This window comes from Streptomyces sp. NPDC012769, assembly GCF_042901205.1.
In the GTDB taxonomy this organism is placed as follows: domain Bacteria; phylum Actinomycetota; class Actinomycetes; order Streptomycetales; family Streptomycetaceae; genus Streptomyces.
The window spans coordinates 701,343-718,200 of sequence record NZ_JBIBCP010000003.1 but is presented as its reverse complement, the minus strand read 5'-3'; the positions used below and the strand labels follow the sequence as shown (position 1 = coordinate 718,200).

Genomic DNA, 16,858 nt, shown 5'->3' with positions numbered 1-16,858 from the left:
TGTCGAACAGTCAGTGCCCGCCATTCGGACGCCTCTTGGGGTCCGGCGGCACCTCTGCCAGCATCCCTACTATTCCAATGGGGAAGCTAGGAATCATGTGAGGTGACGTGAGAACGCCGAAGAAGTCAGCCAAGCGCCCCACCTCCGTCACGGCCGATCGAGTCGACCGGCCGGCCGACCGGGTGGCCGAGGACGAGAACTGGCCCCGCGTCACCACGGAAATCGCCGACGACCTCGCCGTGGACGCCCTGGCCAGGGACCGGGCCGGCAAGGCCCCGTTCGACGAGGTCGGCCGACTCCAGGAGGCCGGCCTGCCCGCCCTGCTCACCGCCCCCGGCCCCGGCGGGCCCGGCGCCGACTGGCGCACCGCCTGCGCGGTGATCCGGGAGATATCCGCGGCCGACGGCTCGATCGGCGAACTCCTCGCCCACCACTGCGCGCTGTCCTGGACCTCACGGTTCCTCGGCCCCGCGGCCGGTCCGCTCGACCTCGGCGCCCGCACGGCGCGGGAGCGGTGGCTGCTCGCCGGTTCGGTCGAGCCGCCGCCCACGGAGACCGGCACCACGGGCAGCCCCGCCGACACGAGCACCGGCCCCGCCGGGCCCGCTCTCACACCGGCCGGCGGCGGCGCCTACGTCCTGCACGGCGGACGTGCCTTCGCCTCCGGCGTCACGGTCGCCGACCGGCTGGTCGTCGCCGCCCGCTGTACGCAGACCGGCGACCTGACGCTCGTCCTCGTGGATCCGGCGCACCCGGCCGTGTTCACGGACCCGGCCGCCGAACGCGTGGGCCAGCGCCTCGCGGGCGCGGGAACCGTCACCTTCGACCGGGTCCCGATAGCCGCCGACGACGTCCTCGGTACGCTCCCCCACGACGAGCACGCCGTCGCCCCGTACCCGACCCTGGCGCCGGTCGCCCTGCGGCTGCTGCTCGTCCAGGTCGCCCTCGGCATCGCGGAAGGAGCGCTCGCCGAGGCCCGGGACGTCAGCCGGGCCGGGCACGCCGTGCGCGGCGACGACCCGTTCCTCCTGCTGGCCTACGGCGAGTTGGCCACCTCCGCGCACACCGCCGCCGCCGTGGTCGAACGGGCCACGGACGCCCTCGCGCACGGGCTGCTCGCCGGACGGGCCCTCGGCGTCGGGGAGCGGACCGACATCGCCGTCCTGGTCGCGGCGGCCGAGACGGTCGCCCACCGGGCGGCACTGGACATCACCACCCGGGTCCTGGAACTGGTGGACCCGATGACGGCGTCCGACCCCCGGGGCACCGGCCCCGGCTTCGACCGCTTCTGGCGCAATGCCCGGACCCTCACCGCGCCGGTGCCACCGGACCGCCGGCTGCGCGACATCGGCGACCACTACCTCCACGGCACCCACGCCGGACTCACCCTTCCGGCGTAGCCGGATCCGTCGCGTCCGCCGGGCGCGCCGGTCCGGGCCGGACGGCACGGCCTGTCGGGCCGTCCGGCCCTGCGCCGCGGCGGCCCAAGGGCCCAAGCTGGAGAGGGAAGGTCCGCCGCCCGGCGGGCCGGACGCCGATTCGACGGAGGCAGTCTGATGAGTCGTGAGATCGTCGCGGGAGTGGACGGTTCGCCGGAGAGCCTCGCCGCGGCCGACTGGGCCGCCCGGGAGGCGGGACACCGGGGGCTGTCCCTGCGCCTGGTCCACGCCTGGCGCTGGGAGCCGCTCGACCTGCCGCTGCTCCAGGACCCGGCGGAGCAGCAGCAGGCGGCACGGGACGTGCTGCGCGAGGCCGAGACGACGCTCGCCGAGCGCTACCCACGGCTGGAGCTGAGCGCCGAGGTCATCGGCGACACGCCGGTCGCCGCCCTCCTCGGCACCGTACGGCGCGCCGAGGCGCTCGTCGTCGGCTCGCGCGGCCACGGCGCCGTGACGGGCTTCCTGCTCGGCTCGTACGGGCAGCAGCTCATCGCCGGGTCCCCGGTGCCGGTGGTCGCGGTCCGCGCCCGCGACGGCGCGCCGGCCGAACCGCCCGTCGGGGAGGTCCTGGTGGGCCAGCACGGCAGTCCGGGGGACAGCGCGCCCGCGCTGCGGTTCGCCTTCGAGACGGCCGTGGCGCGCGGGGCGGCGGTGCGGGCGGTGCGGGCCTGGAGCCTGCCGCCGCTCCTCGCGTACAGCCCGGCCTCGATGCGGCTCGCCGACGAGGCCGGCGGACTCGTCCCGTACGAGGAGAAGGCGCTGCGCGAGGCGCTCGCCCCGTGGCGGGAGCGCTACCCCGAGGTCCCGGTGACCGAGCACGTGGAACTGGGCAGCGCCGGGCAGGTACTGCTGTCCACCTCGGGGAGCGCCCAGCTGCTCGTGGTGGGGCGGCGGGCGCACCGGGGGGCGCTCGGCTCGCGCATCGGCTCGGTGGCGCACGCGGCGCTGCATCTCGCCCCGTGCCCGGTCGCGGTGGTGCCGCACGAGGTTGACGCGCAGGATTGACGAGGAGTGTCGAGCTCTCCGGGGCCGGATAGTCATCTCGCCGCGCCGGACGGCCCGGCGACCCCGAGAAGAGAGGGTGGAGCTCCATGCAGCACGAGGAGTACGACACGGCCCGGCCCCCGGAACGGCCGCGGGAACGAGGCGGGGAACGGGCGGGTCACGGCGACGGCGGCCGACGGGGGCCGTCGTTCCGTACGGCGCTCACCGTGGCCGGCACGGTGGCGGCCGCGGTGACCGTGACGACCGCGGTGTACGTGGTGACGTCCGGCACGCCGGCGGGCGCGGGCACCCGGTCGGCGGTGCCGCGGGCCGCCGGGACCGCCGCGCACTACGTCACCCAGGTCCTCACGCTCGCCAACGCCGAGCGGAAGAGGGCGGGTTGCGATCCGCTGAGGTCCGATCCGCGGCTCCGCGAGGCGGCACAGGCCCACGCCGACGACATGGCGGCCCGCGGCTACTACGCCCACGACAGCCAGAACGGGCAGAGCGCGGGCGACCGGATCACCGCGGCCGGCTACACCTGGTCGGCCTGGGGCGAGAACATCCACCGCGGCACGCGATCGCCCGCCGAGACGGTGACGGAGTGGATGGACAGCGAGGCCCACCGCAAGAACATCCTCAACTGCGAGTTCAAGGACGTCGGGGTGGGGGTGAACCTCACCGGCAACGGCCCTTGGTGGGTGCAGGACTTCGCGACGGCCCGCTGACCGCCCTCCCCCCGGGGCCGCGTGGCGGGGGTCGCGTCGGCAGCGGCGCATGGCAGGGCGCCCGGGTCAGTCGAGCGGTGTGGCCAGCTCCTGTACCCAGACCGTGCCGTCGGGGCCCGACACGGCGGCCACGCCGGTTTCCCGGTACCGGCAGTTCAGCAGGTTGGCCCGGTGCGGAGGATCGGCCATCCAGTCGGCCACGACCGACTCGGGCTCGCCCTGTCCCCGGGCGAGGTTCTCCGCCCAGGCGCTCCAGGCGTAGCCGCCCGCCGTCATCCGGCTGCCCGGATCCGACCCGTCAGGGCCGTGGTGCCCGTAGTGTCCCCGCGCCACCATGTCCCTGCCGTACGCGCGGGCGATCGCGACGAGCTCGGGATCCGAGCGCAGCGGCCCGCACCCGGCCTCCGCGCGGTGGCGGTTGACCAGCAGGTTGACCCGTTCCTCGGGGCTCGGCTCCGGCGCCCGGCTCCGGCCGGGCCGGGGCGAGGGCGTAGGCGAGGCCGTCGGCGGCGCGGTGGTGGTCGTGGGCGCCGGGCTGGTGGGCGCGGCGACCACACGGTCGCGCACCCGGGCACGCTCGACCGGATCGCCCGGCGCGAGCAGCACCGCCGCGCCGAGCACGCCGACGGCGACCGCTCCGGCCCCCCACGCGCGCAGCCCGCCGGCCGGGACGGGCGCGGTGCCGGGACCGGGATCCTGGCCCGTGCCGGCCCAGGAAGCGGGCGCGGGCTCCGTCGGCGGGGCGCCGGCCGTCGGCGTGCCCGGCTCGGCCGCCCACGCGACCGTCTCCGTCGCCACCTCCGCTCCACCGGTACCGTGGCCGGCCCAGACCAGCAGCGGAGGGACCAGGGCGAGGCCCACGAGCAGGCCCTCGGCGGGCGCCAGATCGGCACGGGCCGTGGCGCAGCGGGGGCAGGTGTCGAGGTGGCGGGCGAGGCGCTTGCGCCAGAGCGGGGAGGGGCGGCCGTCCCAGGCGGCGGTGGTCTCGGCGAGGCCGGGGCAGGGCGCCGGCGCGGCGAGGGCGCGCACGACGGCGCGGCCGGTCTCCAGGCGGGCCTTCATGCGCTGGACGCGGACGGCGGCGTGCCGGGTCGGCAGTTCGAGGGCGGCGGCCAGCTCGGCGCGGGTGAGTTCGCCCGCCGCCTCCAGCCACCACAGGGAGAGCAGCTCCCGGTCGTCCTCGTCGAGCCACCGGGTGGCCTCGGCGACCTCGCGCCGCTGCCCGGTGAGGCCGAGGCGCAGGATGGCGAGGTCGGTGAAGTCGCCGGCCGGGTCGGCGAGCGCGGCGGCGTCGTCGAGGCCGGGCTGCGGCGCCTGCCGGCGTTCTTGCCAGCGGTGTCGTGTCCGGTTCATGGCGATGGCGACGAGCCAGGAGCGGAACCGGGCCGGGTCGCGCAGTCCGGCGAGGCCGTCGAGGGCGCGGACCATCGTCTCCTGGACGATGTCGTCGACGTCGGCGTGACCGTCCAGGGCACGGCCGACGATGTTGTACACGAGCGGCAGATAGGCCCGTACGAGATCGTCCCCGGCGCGTGCGTCACCGGCCCGCGCCGCCTCGACGAGCTCGGCGGTGCGCTGCTCGACGCTGTTCATGTGGTGTGCTCCCTCGTCCCCTGGTCCGGCGGCGCCGTCCGCTGCGGGCCGTCGTCAGGAGACCGCCGGGAGCGGTCGTGACAACACTTATCGCGGCAAGCGGTCCGCGCTTATCCCGACAGGTGCGGCAGGCTCCGCACGGTCGCCCCGCCCCCTCCCCGTACCGCCTCGACGACGGCGTCGTGCAGGTCTCGGCTCTCCTCCTCGGATGCGCAGGGAACGGGACTGCCCGACATGGTGAACCAGTCGGAGGCGCCGCTGTACTGCACGGCCACGCGTGCTTCGCCCTCGGTCCAGGTGGTGTGCACGGTCAGATCGCCCGTGATGATCCCGGCCTCTTCGGTCAGCACCCCGCCACGCCCGGTGTAGACACCGGCGGTCGTCCATGATGCCCAGCTCATCCATCCAGACTCACATCCGGACGTCGTCCGCGCCACCGACGCGACAGCCCCGGCCGGACGGATGTCCGGCCGGGGCCCATGGCGCTGTGCCGGTGATCAGGCGAGGGACGCGACGGCCTCGTTGAACGTGGCGGACGGGCGCATCACGGCCGCGGCCTTGGCCGGGTCGGGCTGGTAGTAGCCGCCGATCTCGGCCGGGTTGCCCTGGACGGCGATCAGCTCGTCGACGATCTTCCGCTCGTTGGCGGTGAGCGTCTCGGCGAGCGGGGCGAAGGCCTTGGCCAGCTCCGCGTCGTCGGTCTGCTTCGCCAGCTCCTGGGCCCAGTAGAGGGCCAGGTAGAAGTGGCTGCCGCGGTTGTCGATGCCGCCGAGGCGACGGGTCGGCGACTTGTCCTCGTTGAGGAAGGTGCCGGTGGCGCGGTCCAGCGTGTCGGCGAGGACCTGGGCGCGGGCGTTGCCGGTGGTGGTGGCCAGGTGCTCGAAGGAGGCGGCCAGGGCGAAGAACTCGCCGAGGCTGTCCCAGCGGAGGTAGTTCTCCTTGACCAGCTGCTGGACGTGCTTCGGGGCGGAGCCGCCGGCGCCGGTCTCGAAGAGGCCGCCACCCGCCATCAGCGGGACGACGGAGAGCATCTTGGCGCTGGTGCCCAGCTCCAGGATCGGGAAGAGGTCGGTCAGGTAGTCGCGCAGGACGTTGCCGGTGACCGAGATGGTGTCCTCGCCGCGGCGGATGCGCTCCAGGGAGAACTTGGTCGCCTCGACCGGGGACAGGATCTTGATCTCCAGGCCCTCGGTGTCGTGCTGCGGCAGGTACTCGTTGACCTTGGCGATCAGCTGGGCGTCGTGGGCGCGGGTCTCGTCCAGCCAGAAGACGGCCGGGGCGCCGGTGGCGCGGGCGCGGGTGACGGCGAGCTTGACCCAGTCCTGGATCGGGAGGTCCTTGGTCTGGCAGGCGCGGAAGATGTCGCCCTCGGCGACCTCCTGCTCGATGACCACGTTGCCGTCGGCGTCCACGAGGCGGACGGTGCCGGCCGTGGCGATCTCGAAGGTCTTGTCGTGGGAGCCGTACTCCTCGGCCTTCTGCGCCATGAGGCCGACGTTCGGGACGGAGCCCATGGTCGACGGGTCGAAGGCGCCGTGGGCGCGGCAGTCGTCGATGACGGCCTGGTAGACGCCGGAGTAGGAGCTGTCCGGGAGGACGGCGAGGGTGTCGGCCTCCTGGCCGTCCGGGCCCCACATGTGGCCGGAGGTGCGGATCATGGCCGGCATCGAGGCGTCGACGATCACGTCGGACGGCACGTGCAGGTTGGTGATGCCCTTGTCGGAGTCGACCATCGCGAGGGCCGGGCCCTCGGCGAGCTCGGCGTCGAAGGAGGCCTTGATCTCCTCGCCGAGGCCGTGCGGGATGGTCTCCAGGCCCTTGAGGACGGCGCCGAGGCCGTCGTTCGGGGACAGGCCGGCGCCGGCCAGCACCTCGCCGTACTTGGCGAAGGTCTGCGGGAAGAAGGCGCGCACGACGTGGCCGAAGACGATCGGGTCGGAGACCTTCATCATCGTGGCCTTGAGGTGCACGGAGAACAGCACGCCCTCGGCCTTGGCGCGGGCGACCTGCTCGGAGAGGAAGGTGCGCAGGGCGGCGACGCGCATGACGGAGGCGTCGACGACCTCGCCGGCGAGGACCGGGACGGACTCGCGGAGCACGGTGGTGGTGCCGTCGGCGGCGACGTGCTCGATGCGCAGGGCACCGGCCTCGGCGATCACGGCGGACTTCTCGGTGGAGCGGAAGTCGTTCTGGCCCATGGTGGCGACATTGGTCTTGGACTCGGAGGTCCAGGCGCCCATGCGGTGCGGGTGGGCCTTGGCGTAGTTCTTGACCGAGCCGGGGGCGCGGCGGTCGGAGTTGCCCTCGCGCAGGACCGGGTTGACGGCGGAGCCCTTGACCTTGTCGTAGCGGGCGCGGACGTCCTTCTCCTCGTCGGTCCGCGGGTCGTCCGGGTAGTCCGGGAGGGCGTAGCCCTGGGCCTGGAGCTCGGCGATCGCGGCCTTCAGCTGCGGGATGGAGGCCGAGATGTTCGGCAGCTTGATGATGTTGGCCTCGGGCGTCTTGGCCAGCTCGCCGAGCTCGGCGAGGGCGTCGGCGATGCGCTGGCCCTCCTCGAGACGCTCGGGGAAGCTGGCGATGATGCGCCCGGCCAGGGAGATGTCACGCGTCTCGACGTTGATCCCGGCGGTCGAGGCGTAGGCCTGGATCACGGGCAGGAACGAGTACGTCGCCAGGGCGGGCGCCTCGTCAGTGTGCGTGTAGATGATGGTCGAGTCAGTCACCGGGTGTGCTCCGCTCCACGTCTGCGTCTGCGTCTGCAAGATTGCTCGACATCAAGATATCTCGTGATCGCGCTCCCCGGAAAAGGGGTCCTCGGAAAAGTCCTCCTCGGCGAGCGGGTCGTGGACGACCGGGCTCGTCAGGCGGTACGGGACCCGGCTGGGGTCGAGGTCGACGCGGCGGAGCAGGGCGAGCAGGACGAGGGCGACGCCGGCGGCGGTGCCGGCGGCGAGGGCCTGGGCGCAGCGGTGGGCGGTGCGCGGCAGCTCGGCCGGGAGCGGGCCGGTGCCGGGCAGGCAGTCGCCGAGGAGACAGCCGCCGGCGGCGAGCCCGGCGACGGCGAGGACGGCGAGCGGGATCGTGACGAAGAGCCGCTGCGGGGGCAGGGCGCGCCGGGAGGCGGGGTGGACCTTGCCCTTGCGGGCGAGCACGGCGATGAGCGTGGCGAAGGCGGCGAGCGCGAGCAGGTCGGCGGCGATGACGTCGCCGGGGCGGTGGTGGCCGGAGGCGATGCCGTACGCGCCGAGGGCGGCGGTCCACAGGGCGCCGAGGCCGACGGCGACGCTGCGCATCCGGTGCGGGACGACGAGGACGAGGCCGAGGGCGGTGCCGGCGGCGATCACGGAGGGGCTGCTGGGGAAGCCGCTGGTGACGGTGGTGCCGGAGGCGTCGACGAGGCGGGGGCCCGGCGCGTACCGCTGGAGGAGTTCCGCGACGGCCACGGTCGCGGCCACGGTGCCGAGGGCGGCGCCGGTGCGGCCGTAGCGCTTGCCCAGGACGCCGACGGCGACGAGCAGCAGCACCGCGAGGGCGAGGGACAGGGTCGCGACGGCCTGGAGCGAGGGGTGCTCGCGCAGGACGCGGGCGACGACCGGATCGGAGAGCCGTCCGGCCACGACGGCGTCGCCCCAGCGCCGGCCGGTGGCGGTGAGCACGAGGCCGGCGTAGGCGACGGTGAACAGGAGGATCGCGGCGAGACCGGTGCGCCGCATGCGTATGCGGACCCGGGCGGTGAAGGATCCCGGGGCCTCGGCGGCGACGGCGGCGTACCACCATGTGTCACCGGCTGCGACGCTCCGCGAGGAGCCGCCGGTGCGGGGCCTGTCGAAGGGTGCCATGTCTCGATTCGACCCCGGCCCAGACCCGCGCGCCCGCTGGAGGCACCCGAACGACGCGGGCAGGCGGCGGAGGGCCGGGTGCGGCCTGGAAGGCGGGCACGGTCGGGAAGGCGGGCACGTCCGGCGGGGCGGGCGCGGGGCGCTAGACGGGGCGCGGTGGCCCGTTCTCGGCGCCGGCGACGGCCGGGCGGCCGTCCGAGGGGGTGCGGGCACGGCGGCGGGTGCCGTCCAGGGTGAAGGCGGTGTTGATCAGCGCGACGTGGCTGAGCGCCTGGGGCATGTTGCCGAGCTGGCGTCCGGTCGCCGGGTCCCATTCCTCGGCCAGCAGTCCGACGTCGTTGCGGACCGCCAGGACCCGTTCGAAGACGGTACGGGCCTCGGCCGGGCGGCCGGTCAGGGCCAGGGCGTCGGCGTACCAGAACGTGCAGGCCAGGAAGACGCCCTCGGCCCCGTCGAGGCCGTCGACCTCGTGCACCTCGCCGTTGGTGACCTCGTCGTAGCGGCGCACGAATCCGTGGTCCTGGAGTCCCGCCATGGCGCGGACGGTGCCGAGGACGCGGGGGTCGTGCGGCGGCAGGAAGCCGAGGCGCGGGATCAGCAGGGCGGTGGCGTCGACGCGGCGGCTGCCGTAGTACTGCGTGAAGGACTGCCGCTCCTCGCTCCAGCCCAGTCGGCAGACCTCGTCGTGCAGTTCGCTGCGCAGCGCCTGCCAGCGGCGGACCGAGCCGCGCAGTCCGGCGACGCGGGCGAGCCGCAGGGCGCGGTCGGCGGCGACCCAGGCCATCACCTTGGAGTGGACGAACTGGCGCCGGGGGCCGCGCACCTCCCAGATGCCCTCGTCGGGCTCCCGCCAGCGTCTGCCGACGTAGTCGAGGAGCGCGGCCATCAGGCTCCACACCTGCGCGTCGAGGGCGACTCCGGCCCGGACGGCGGAGTAGATGGTGTTCAGGACCTCGCCGTAGATGTCGAGCTGGAACTGGCCGGCGGCCGCGTTGCCGAACCTGACGGGACGCGAGTTCTCGTAGCCGGGCAGCCAGTCCGCGTGGGTCTCGGGCACCCGGCGCTGTCCGGCGACCCCGTACAGCGGCTGCAGGTCGGCCGGGTCGCCGGCGACGGCGCGGACCAGCCAGTCCTTCCAGGCGAGGGCCTCCCGGCGGTAGCCGCTGCGCAGCAGGGAGGAGAGCGTGAAGGTGGAGTCGCGCAGCCAGCAGAAGCGGTAGTCCCAGTTGCGGCGGCCGCCGATGCATTCGGGCAGGGAGGCGGTGGCGGCGGCGACGACCCCGCCGGTCGGCTCGTAGGTGAGTGCCTTGAGGGTGACGAGGGAGCGCAGGACGGCGTCGCGCGCGGGACCCTCGTAGTGGAGGTCGGCCGCCCAGTCGTTCCAGAAGGCGAGGGTGCGGTCGAGTTCGGCGGGCACGTCGGGCGGCGGGGGCGGCGGGGTGTGCGAGGGGTGCCAGCCGAGGACGAAGGTGACGCGCTGGCCGGCGGTGACGGGGAAGGCGAAGGTGGTGCGCTCGCGGGTGACCGTCGGGTCACCGGCGCCGGGTCCGCAGTGCAGCCGGGTCGCGTCGGGTCCGGCGAGGGAGACGACCGTGCGCCGGTCGGGCGCGTGGGTCAGCGGCACGACGCTGCCGTGGTCGAAGCGGATGGTCAGCTCGCCGCGCATGTCGACGCGGCCGGCGATCCCGTCGACGACGCGGACGATCCGCGGGCCGTCCCGGCGCGGCGGCATGAAGTCGGTGACCTTCACGGTGCCGTCGACGGTCTCCCAGACCGATTCCAGGACGAGGGTGTCACCGCGGTAGCCCCGGCGGCTGCAGGGCCGGTCGCCGGCCGGGGCGAGGCTCCAGTGGCCGTGGTCGCCGACGCCGAGGAGGGAGGCGAAACAGGCCGGCGAGTCGAAACGCGGAACGCACCACCAGTCGACCGAGCCCGTGCGACCGACGAGGGCCGCCGTCTCCAGATCACCGATGAGGGCGTAGTCCTCGATTCGCCCTGCCATGACCGGATTCTAGTCCTGTCGGGCGACTCGCCGCAGGGCGGCCAGGAATTCACGAGGGGCAGGTCGCTGATCCCCCGAATTCCTTGACCGGGCCGTCGCGCGCGCCGGATGCTGAAAGCGCGGCGGAATTCCGGAGGGCTGCCCATGAGTGCCACGAGCGGGGAACCGCACCCGATGCGCCGCAGGACGGACCGCTTCCCGGCCGCCGGCACCCGCACGGCGAGCCTGGTGGTCGCGGTCCGGCCCGGCGACCGGGACACGGACTGGCTGCTCGGGCAGCTCCCGGCGGCCGTACGGGAAGTCGTCCTGGTCGGCGGCGGCCCCGCGGGGCCGGCGCGGACGGCCCCGGGCGGGGTGTCGGTGCGCCGGCTCGGCCCCTGGGACTGCACGGCCGGTGACGTCCCGCACGCGGGGCTGCTGGCCGCAACGGGCGACCACCTCGTGCTCATGGGCGCCGACGGCAGCATGTCGCCGAGGGAGATCCCGCACTATTTGCATTATCTGGAGAGCGGCTTCGATTTCGTGAAGGGTTCGCGTTTCATCGCGGGGGGCGGAGTCGCCGATTATCCGCTGCTCCGCAGGCTCGGGCACCGGGCGCTGCTGCGGCTCGCCCGGCAGTTGTACGGTCAGCGGCTCACCGATCTCTGGTACGGATTCTGCGCGTTCCGGCGGGAATTCACCGGCCTGCTCGATCTGCGCGAGGGCGGGGTGGAGCTGGGCGCCGAGCTCGTCACGCACGCCCTGCACTACGGCTTGCGGATCGCCGAGGTGCCGAGTCTCGAACTCCCCCGCCGCCAGGGCCCTTCCCCCTCCGCCCCGCACCCCCGCACGATCCGGGACGGGACCCGCATCCTGGGCACGCTGCTCGACGAGCGGCCGCACAACGCGCTGCTGCGGCTGGCCCCGTCGGCGCGCTCCGCAGGCCGCCCGGGGCCGGCGGACCAGGACCAGGGCTGACGAAGGCGGGGCCGACGCGGCTCAGGGGCAGGGGCGTTGGGCGGTCAGGAGCAGCACGCCGGTGTCGCCGTACTCGGGCAGGGTGTGGTCCTTGGCGAGGCGCGACACGCGCAGGGAGACGGTGTGGGGGGCGAACACGGCCCGCAGCGCCGACTCGTCGACGGGGCAGGCCGGCCAGACCGGGCCGGCGCCGATGCGGTAGCTCGGCATCCGCTCCATGAAGGCGGCCACGAGCCTGCCGCCGGGCCGTACGGAACGCGCGAACGCCGTGCACAGGGAGGTGAATTCGGCGAAGTCCTCGGTGACGCTCTCGGCGACGAAGTTCATGGACGCGGTGTCGTAGCGGCCCTCGTCCAGGTCGCCGGCGTCGCCGCGTACCACGCGCACGCGGCCGAGGGCCTCGGGCAGGGTCGCGGGGAGGGCGGGGTCGAGGGCGCGGCACAGCGCGTAGAAAGGCTCCCAGCTGTCGTCGGGGCCGTACGTCAGCTGGCTCCGCAGATAGGCGAGGTTGGCGGCGCTCGGTTCCAGGGCGTCGATGCGGCGGCCCGCGCCCGCGGCGAGCATCAGCGGATAGAGGTTGGGGCCCGCGCCCAGTTCGAGGGTGCGGGTCAGTCCGCCGGGGGCGAACTGTCGGTAGAAGCGGGAGTGGTGGTGGATCACGCCCCGGTCGCAGGGGTGTAGCAGTCGGTAGTTCTCGGCCAGATACGGGCCGACGGGCCAGGCGTCCCAGTCCACGTCACCGTTGTGCCGCAGGGCGGTGCGGCGGGTGGCGGGCATCACGCCTCCCGGCGCCGGCCGGCCGCGACCGCGCCCGAGCGCCGTGGGGCGCCGCGCTGGAGTGCGAAGCGGGCGGCGAGGTCGGTGAGGGCGTCGTTGAGCGCGTCGATCTCCTCGTCGGTGTTTGCGGCGGTGATCTGGATCCGGAACCCGACCCGGTTGCGCGGGACGAGGGGGTAGCCGGCGAGGGTCACGTAGATCCCCCGGTCCCACAGGAACGCGGCGACCGCCTCCAGGTCGGCGGCGTCGCCGAGCGGGATCTCGATGATCGGCAGGCCGTCGGTGTTGGGCGTGGCGATGCCCAGGCCGCGTACGTGGTCGAGGACGCGAGCGGTCTTGCGGTGGAGGTCGCCCCGGATGGCGTCGCCGCGCGCCTCGTTGACGTCGAGTCCGGCGAGGGCGGTGGCGAGGGAGGCGGTCGGCGAGGGGCCGGAGTAGAGGTAGGGCGCGGCGGCCACCTTGAGGTGGTCCTTGAGGTGGCTCGGCAGGGCGAGGAAGGCCAGCAGTGAGGAGTAGGCCTTGGAGAAACCGCCGACGAGGACGATGCCGTCGTACTCCTCGCCGAGGTGGCGGACGATGCCGTTGCCGCGCGTCCCGTACGGGCTGGTCTCCGCGGGATCGCGTTCGCCGATGACGCCGAAGCCGTGGGCGTCGTCGACGTACAGCAGGGCGTCGTGGTCGCGGCAGACGCGGGCGGTCGTGCGCAGGTCGGGGTAGTTGCCCGTCATGCTGTTGACGCCGTCCATGCAGACCAGCCGGGTGGCGCCGACGGGCGCCTCGCGGAGCAGGGTGTCCAGCTCCCACGGCTGGTCGGCTCGGAAGCGGTGCAGCCGGGCGCCACGGCCGCGTGCGACGAGACAGCCGTCGTACATCGTGCGGTGCGCCTGGGCCTCGATGTAGACCTCGCCGTCGGCGGCGAGCAGCGGGATGACCGACTGGTGGATGAGGGTGATGGTCGGCAGCAGCAGGGTGTCGGGGGCGCCGAGGAGGTGGGTGAGCCGCTCCTCGATCCGGGAGTACAGGCGGGGGCTGCCGATGAGCCGGGACCAGCTGGGGTGGGTGCCCCAGCTGCGCACCATGGGCTCGATGGCGGCCATGATCTCGGGGTCGAGGTCGAAGCCGAGGTAGTTGCAGGAGGCGAAGTCGACCAGCCAGTGGTCGCCGACGCGGAGTCGGCGGCCGTCGATCTGGTCGATGACGGCGTCGCACATGGCGCTGTTGTTCCTGAGCCGTTCCAGGTCGCGCCAGCGGACGTCGAGCCGGCCGGTGCCGGGCGAGGAAGCGGCGGTACGGGGGGCCTCGGCGCCCCGCACGGTCCCGGCGCCGGTCCCGGCTCCCGGCCCTGCCCCCCGGGCGGTCCCGGCGCCGCGGGCGGACCGGGCGGGGGCACGGTGCAGAAAGGTCTCCGCCTGGCGCGCGGTCATGGGCCGGGCGAAGAGGTAGCCCTGCCCGTAGTGACAACCCATGTCGGCGAGCAGGGCCCGCTGGTCCTCGTTCTCGATGCCCTCGGCGACGACCCGCAGGCCGAGCACCTCGGCGATGCGGACGATGCCCTCGACGAGGGCGACCTGCTGCCGGTCGGTGGTGATGTCGTCGATGAACGACTTGTCGACCTTGAGCACGTCGATGGGGAACTCGCGCAGATAGCTGAGCGAGGAGAAGCCGGTGCCGAAGTCGTCGATGGCGATGGACACTCCGAGGTCCTTCAGGGCCCGCATGGTGGTGCCGACCTGCTCGTCCCGGCGCATGAGGACGGACTCGGTCATCTCCAGGCAGAGGGAGTCGGGGGCGAGTCCGGAGGTGTTCAGGGTCCGCCGGACCACGTCGGGCAGGCCGGGGTCGCGGAACTGGCGGGCGGAGACGTTGACGTTGGCGTACAGGGGTGGCGTACGGGGGTGGGAGCGCTGCCAGCGGGCGATGTCGCGGGCCGCGTGCTCGAGCACCCAGGCGCCGAGCGGCATGATGTGGCCGCTCTCCTCGGCGAGGGTGATGAACTGCTCGGGCGGGACCATGCCACGGCGGGCGTGCGGCCATCGGATCAGTGCCTCGAAGCCGGCCAGGGCGGCGTCGTCGACCCGGACGATGGGCTGGTAGCGCAGGGCGAAGGCGTGCTCGGCGATGGCGGTGTCCATGCCGGCCTGGAGCTCGTGCCGGGCGACGAGCCGCGAGTGCAGCTCGGGCCGGAAGCGCCGCCAGCGCTTCTTGCCGGCGGCCTTGGCCGCGTACAGGGCGAGGTCGGCGTGGCCGAGCAGCTCCTCGGCGTGGGCGCTGTCCAGGACGGTGGCGACGCCGACGCTGGTCGAGACGGAGACGGCGCCGTCGGTGAGGTGGAACGGCTGGCCGAGGGTGTGGACGATCTCGGCGGCGAGGGCCTCGGCGTCGCCGGGTTCGCGGGCGCCCTCGATGAGCACGGCGAACTCGTCGCCGCCGAGCCGGGCGGCGGTGTCGGTGCGGCGGAGCACGGAGGTCAGCCGGCGGGCGACGGCGATGAGGAGTTCGTCGCCGACGGAGTGTCCCATGGTGTCGTTGACGACCTTGAAGTCGTCGAGGTCGACGAAGAGCATGCAGGTCAGGGTGGATTCGCGGCGGCCGCGGAGCAGGGCGCGTTCGATCCGTTCCAGGAGCAGCACGCGGTTGGGCAGGCCGGTGAGCGAGTCGTGGAAGGCGCGGTGGGTGAGCTCGCGCTCCAGTTTGCGCTGTTCGGTGACGTCCCGGAGGGTGAGGACGAGCCCGTGCACGGTGTGCTCGTCGCGCAGGTTGCTGCACCGGACCTCGACCTCCAGGTCGGCGGCGCCGCCGTGCGTCAGCTTCCAGTCGTCGCGGCCCTCGGTGTCGCCGCGGGAGCGGGCGTCGGCGAGGAGCCGCAGGGCGCTCACCGCGTCGTCGGGGGCGAGGAGTTCGCTGAGCGGGGTGCCGGGCAGCAGCGAGCGCCCGAACTGCTTCTCCGCGGACGGGCTGGCGTAGCGGACGGTGTCGTCGTCGTCGACGATGAGGATGACGTCCGAGGTGTTGTGCACCAGCGTGCGGAAGTAGGCCTCGCTGGCACGGCGGTTGACCTCCTCGCTCAGACCGAAGCGTTCCAGGGCGAGCGCGGCCTGGGAGGCGAGGGACTGGGCGGGGCCCGCGATCTCGGAGAGCTTCTTCTCGGTTCCGGCGAGGAGCAGGGCGCCGAGCAGCGACTCGCCGGCGGCGGGGGCCTGCAGGGCGAGCGGGCAGATCAGCGCGTGGGTGCCGGGTGTGACGGCGGTGGCGAGGGCCGGGTCGAGTCGTTCGGCGGGCAGCAGCCGGCTGCCCCCGGAGAGGAGTTCCGGCCAGGGGGTGCCGTGGGGTCCGGTGAGTTCGGTGACCTGAACGCGCCAGGGCCGGAGTCCGGTGGGCACGGCCGCCAGCCGGCCGTGGCGGTCGCGGGCGAGCAGCATCGTGTCGTGCGGGGCGCCCGGACCGAAGAGGGTGGCGGCGGCCGCCTCGACGGCGGCGGCGACCTCGCGCGGGCTCAGCGCCGCCACCAGGGACGCGGCGGCCACCCGCAGACTGCGTTCGTGGGCCTCGGCCCTGCGGTGCTCGGCCATCATGCCCCACAGGCGGGCCAGGACCAGCAGGAACATCAGGGCGGAGAAGATCGCGATGACCCCGAGGTCCCGGCCGGGTTCCTGGCGCAGCGCCTGGAAGAGCAGCAGGGCGGGGGCGATGAGGGAGGCCAGGGCGAGCAGGAGGAGCCGCCGCTCGGCGCTCCCGGACACCGGTTCGGGCGTGAGCTCGGTGAGCCCGGTCATCGAGGGGTGCAGGGCGGCGAGGCCCCAGGCGGTGAAGAAGACGACCCAGCCGAGGTCCCAGGGCGTGCCCACCTGCCAGGTGCCGTCCAGCTGCTTCACGCCGTAGACGACGTCCGAGAAGAGGATGCCGCAGGTGCCCAGGGCGAGCAGCTGCACGGCGCGGGAGCGCAGGCCGCCGGGGACGAGGAGACGGGCCAGCATGGCCAGCATCAGCACGTCGCCGAGCGGATAGGCGATGGAGATGGCGCGCTCGACCCACGTCATGTCGGGGGACGTGGCGAGCGGGGTGATCAGGTGGACCCACGAGAGCAGGGCCAGGCCGGAGGTGAGGATCAGCGCGTCGAGCGCCACGGCCAGGTTCCGCCCGACGGCGCGGCGACGGATGAAACCGAACAGGCCGACGGCGAAGAGCGGATAGGTGGCGAGGTAGAGGGCGTCTGCGACGGAGGGGAAGGGCCGGTGCTGGTGGAAGAAGGTCTCCAGCGCGTTGTACGTGGTGTCACCGGCGACGAAGGTGAAGTTGGCGGCGGCGAGCACCAGCCAGGGCCAGCGGCGGGCGGGCCGGTGGAGATGGACGCCGGTGAGGATGACGGCGACGCCGCCGAGACCGATCAGCGCCCAGAGGACGGTGTGGCGGGACGGCACCAGCAGATAGGCGACGGTGACGGTGGCCACGAACAGCAGGTAGAGAAGGGTCCATCGGCGCAGTGGCCAGGACAGCTGTCGCAGCGGCACATCCACCGCCCCCTTGCCGAGTGGGCCGTGT

General features: G+C 74.0%; 11 protein-coding genes. 4 read left to right on the top strand and 7 right to left on the bottom strand.

Annotated elements, in window-relative coordinates; all coding sequences use genetic code 11:
* Positions 1 to 107 precede the first annotated feature (107 nt).
* From ACFY7C_RS18375 to ACFY7C_RS18365, 3 genes are all read left to right on the top strand, one after another.
* A complete protein-coding gene (locus ACFY7C_RS18375) occupies positions 108 to 1,400 on the top strand; it encodes an acyl-CoA dehydrogenase family protein (RefSeq protein WP_389651136.1) in 1,293 nt (430 codons plus the stop codon).
* Between the two features lie 156 nt (positions 1,401 to 1,556).
* Positions 1,557 to 2,444, top strand: a complete 888-nt coding sequence (locus ACFY7C_RS18370; RefSeq protein WP_389651133.1) for a universal stress protein — start codon at positions 1,557 to 1,559, stop codon at positions 2,442 to 2,444.
* Positions 2,445 to 2,530: 86 nt separating this feature from the next.
* The gene (locus ACFY7C_RS18365; RefSeq protein ID WP_389651130.1) at positions 2,531 to 3,151 is read left to right on the top strand and encodes a CAP domain-containing protein; all 621 of its coding nucleotides are present in this window, start codon (positions 2,531 to 2,533) and stop codon (positions 3,149 to 3,151) included.
* Positions 3,152 to 3,217: 66 nt separating this feature from the next.
* On the opposite strand, the gene ACFY7C_RS18360 is transcribed toward ACFY7C_RS18365, so the two are convergent.
* From ACFY7C_RS18360 to ACFY7C_RS18340, 5 genes are all read right to left on the bottom strand, one after another.
* Positions 3,218 to 4,744 (bottom strand): sigma-70 family RNA polymerase sigma factor, encoded by a 1,527-nt coding sequence (locus ACFY7C_RS18360; RefSeq protein WP_389651127.1) that lies wholly within the window; start codon positions 4,742 to 4,744, stop codon positions 3,218 to 3,220.
* Positions 4,745 to 4,854: 110 nt separating this feature from the next.
* Complete coding sequence (locus tag ACFY7C_RS18355) at positions 4,855 to 5,145, bottom strand: hypothetical protein (protein ID WP_389651124.1); 291 nt, start codon at positions 5,143 to 5,145, stop codon at positions 4,855 to 4,857.
* Positions 5,146 to 5,241: 96 nt separating this feature from the next.
* Entirely contained in the window at positions 5,242 to 7,467 is a 2,226-nt protein-coding gene (locus ACFY7C_RS18350; RefSeq protein WP_389651121.1) for an NADP-dependent isocitrate dehydrogenase, read from the bottom strand.
* 51 nt (positions 7,468 to 7,518) lie between these two features.
* Positions 7,519 to 8,583: a phosphatase PAP2 family protein gene (locus tag ACFY7C_RS18345; RefSeq protein ID WP_389651118.1), complete on the bottom strand. Its 1,065-nt coding sequence runs from the start codon at positions 8,581 to 8,583 to the stop codon at positions 7,519 to 7,521.
* Between the two features lie 142 nt (positions 8,584 to 8,725).
* A complete protein-coding gene (locus ACFY7C_RS18340; RefSeq protein WP_389651115.1) occupies positions 8,726 to 10,585 on the bottom strand; it encodes a glycoside hydrolase family 15 protein in 1,860 nt (619 codons plus the stop codon).
* Positions 10,586 to 10,729: 144 nt separating this feature from the next.
* Between ACFY7C_RS18340 and ACFY7C_RS18335 the strand changes: the two genes are divergently transcribed.
* Positions 10,730 to 11,542, top strand: coding sequence for a glycosyltransferase family 2 protein (locus tag ACFY7C_RS18335; RefSeq protein ID WP_389651112.1), 813 nt, complete (start codon positions 10,730 to 10,732; stop codon positions 11,540 to 11,542).
* Positions 11,543 to 11,563: 21 nt separating this feature from the next.
* Here the strand turns inward: ACFY7C_RS18335 and ACFY7C_RS18330 are convergent, their stop codons facing one another.
* Together ACFY7C_RS18330 and ACFY7C_RS18325 are read right to left on the bottom strand one after the other, a co-directional pair.
* A complete protein-coding gene (locus tag ACFY7C_RS18330; RefSeq protein ID WP_389651110.1) occupies positions 11,564 to 12,319 on the bottom strand; it encodes a class I SAM-dependent methyltransferase in 756 nt (251 codons plus the stop codon).
* The gene (locus ACFY7C_RS18325) at positions 12,319 to 16,827 is read right to left on the bottom strand and encodes an aminotransferase class I/II-fold pyridoxal phosphate-dependent enzyme (RefSeq protein ID WP_389651108.1); all 4,509 of its coding nucleotides are present in this window, start codon (positions 16,825 to 16,827) and stop codon (positions 12,319 to 12,321) included. The genes ACFY7C_RS18330 and ACFY7C_RS18325 overlap by 1 nt, the downstream gene beginning before the upstream one ends.
* Positions 16,828 to 16,858: the final 31 nt, after the last annotated feature.

Bases quoted from the DNA above. Each gene is read 5' to 3' on its own strand.
- ACFY7C_RS18365 (WP_389651130.1), top strand. From the start codon at position 2,531: ATGCAGCACGAGGAGTACGACACGGCCCGGCCCCCGGAACGGCCGCGG.
- ACFY7C_RS18330 (WP_389651110.1), bottom strand. From the start codon at position 12,319: ATGCCCGCCACCCGCCGCACCGCCCTGCGGCACAACGGTGACGTGGAC.
- ACFY7C_RS18360 (WP_389651127.1), bottom strand. From the start codon at position 4,744: ATGAACAGCGTCGAGCAGCGCACCGCCGAGCTCGTCGAGGCGGCGCGG.
- ACFY7C_RS18335 (WP_389651112.1), top strand. From the start codon at position 10,730: ATGAGTGCCACGAGCGGGGAACCGCACCCGATGCGCCGCAGGACGGAC.
- ACFY7C_RS18345 (WP_389651118.1), bottom strand. From the start codon at position 8,583: ATGGCACCCTTCGACAGGCCCCGCACCGGCGGCTCCTCGCGGAGCGTC.
- ACFY7C_RS18370 (WP_389651133.1), top strand. From the start codon at position 1,557: ATGAGTCGTGAGATCGTCGCGGGAGTGGACGGTTCGCCGGAGAGCCTC.
- ACFY7C_RS18340 (WP_389651115.1), bottom strand. From the start codon at position 10,585: ATGGCAGGGCGAATCGAGGACTACGCCCTCATCGGTGATCTGGAGACG.
- ACFY7C_RS18355 (WP_389651124.1), bottom strand. From the start codon at position 5,145: ATGAGCTGGGCATCATGGACGACCGCCGGTGTCTACACCGGGCGTGGC.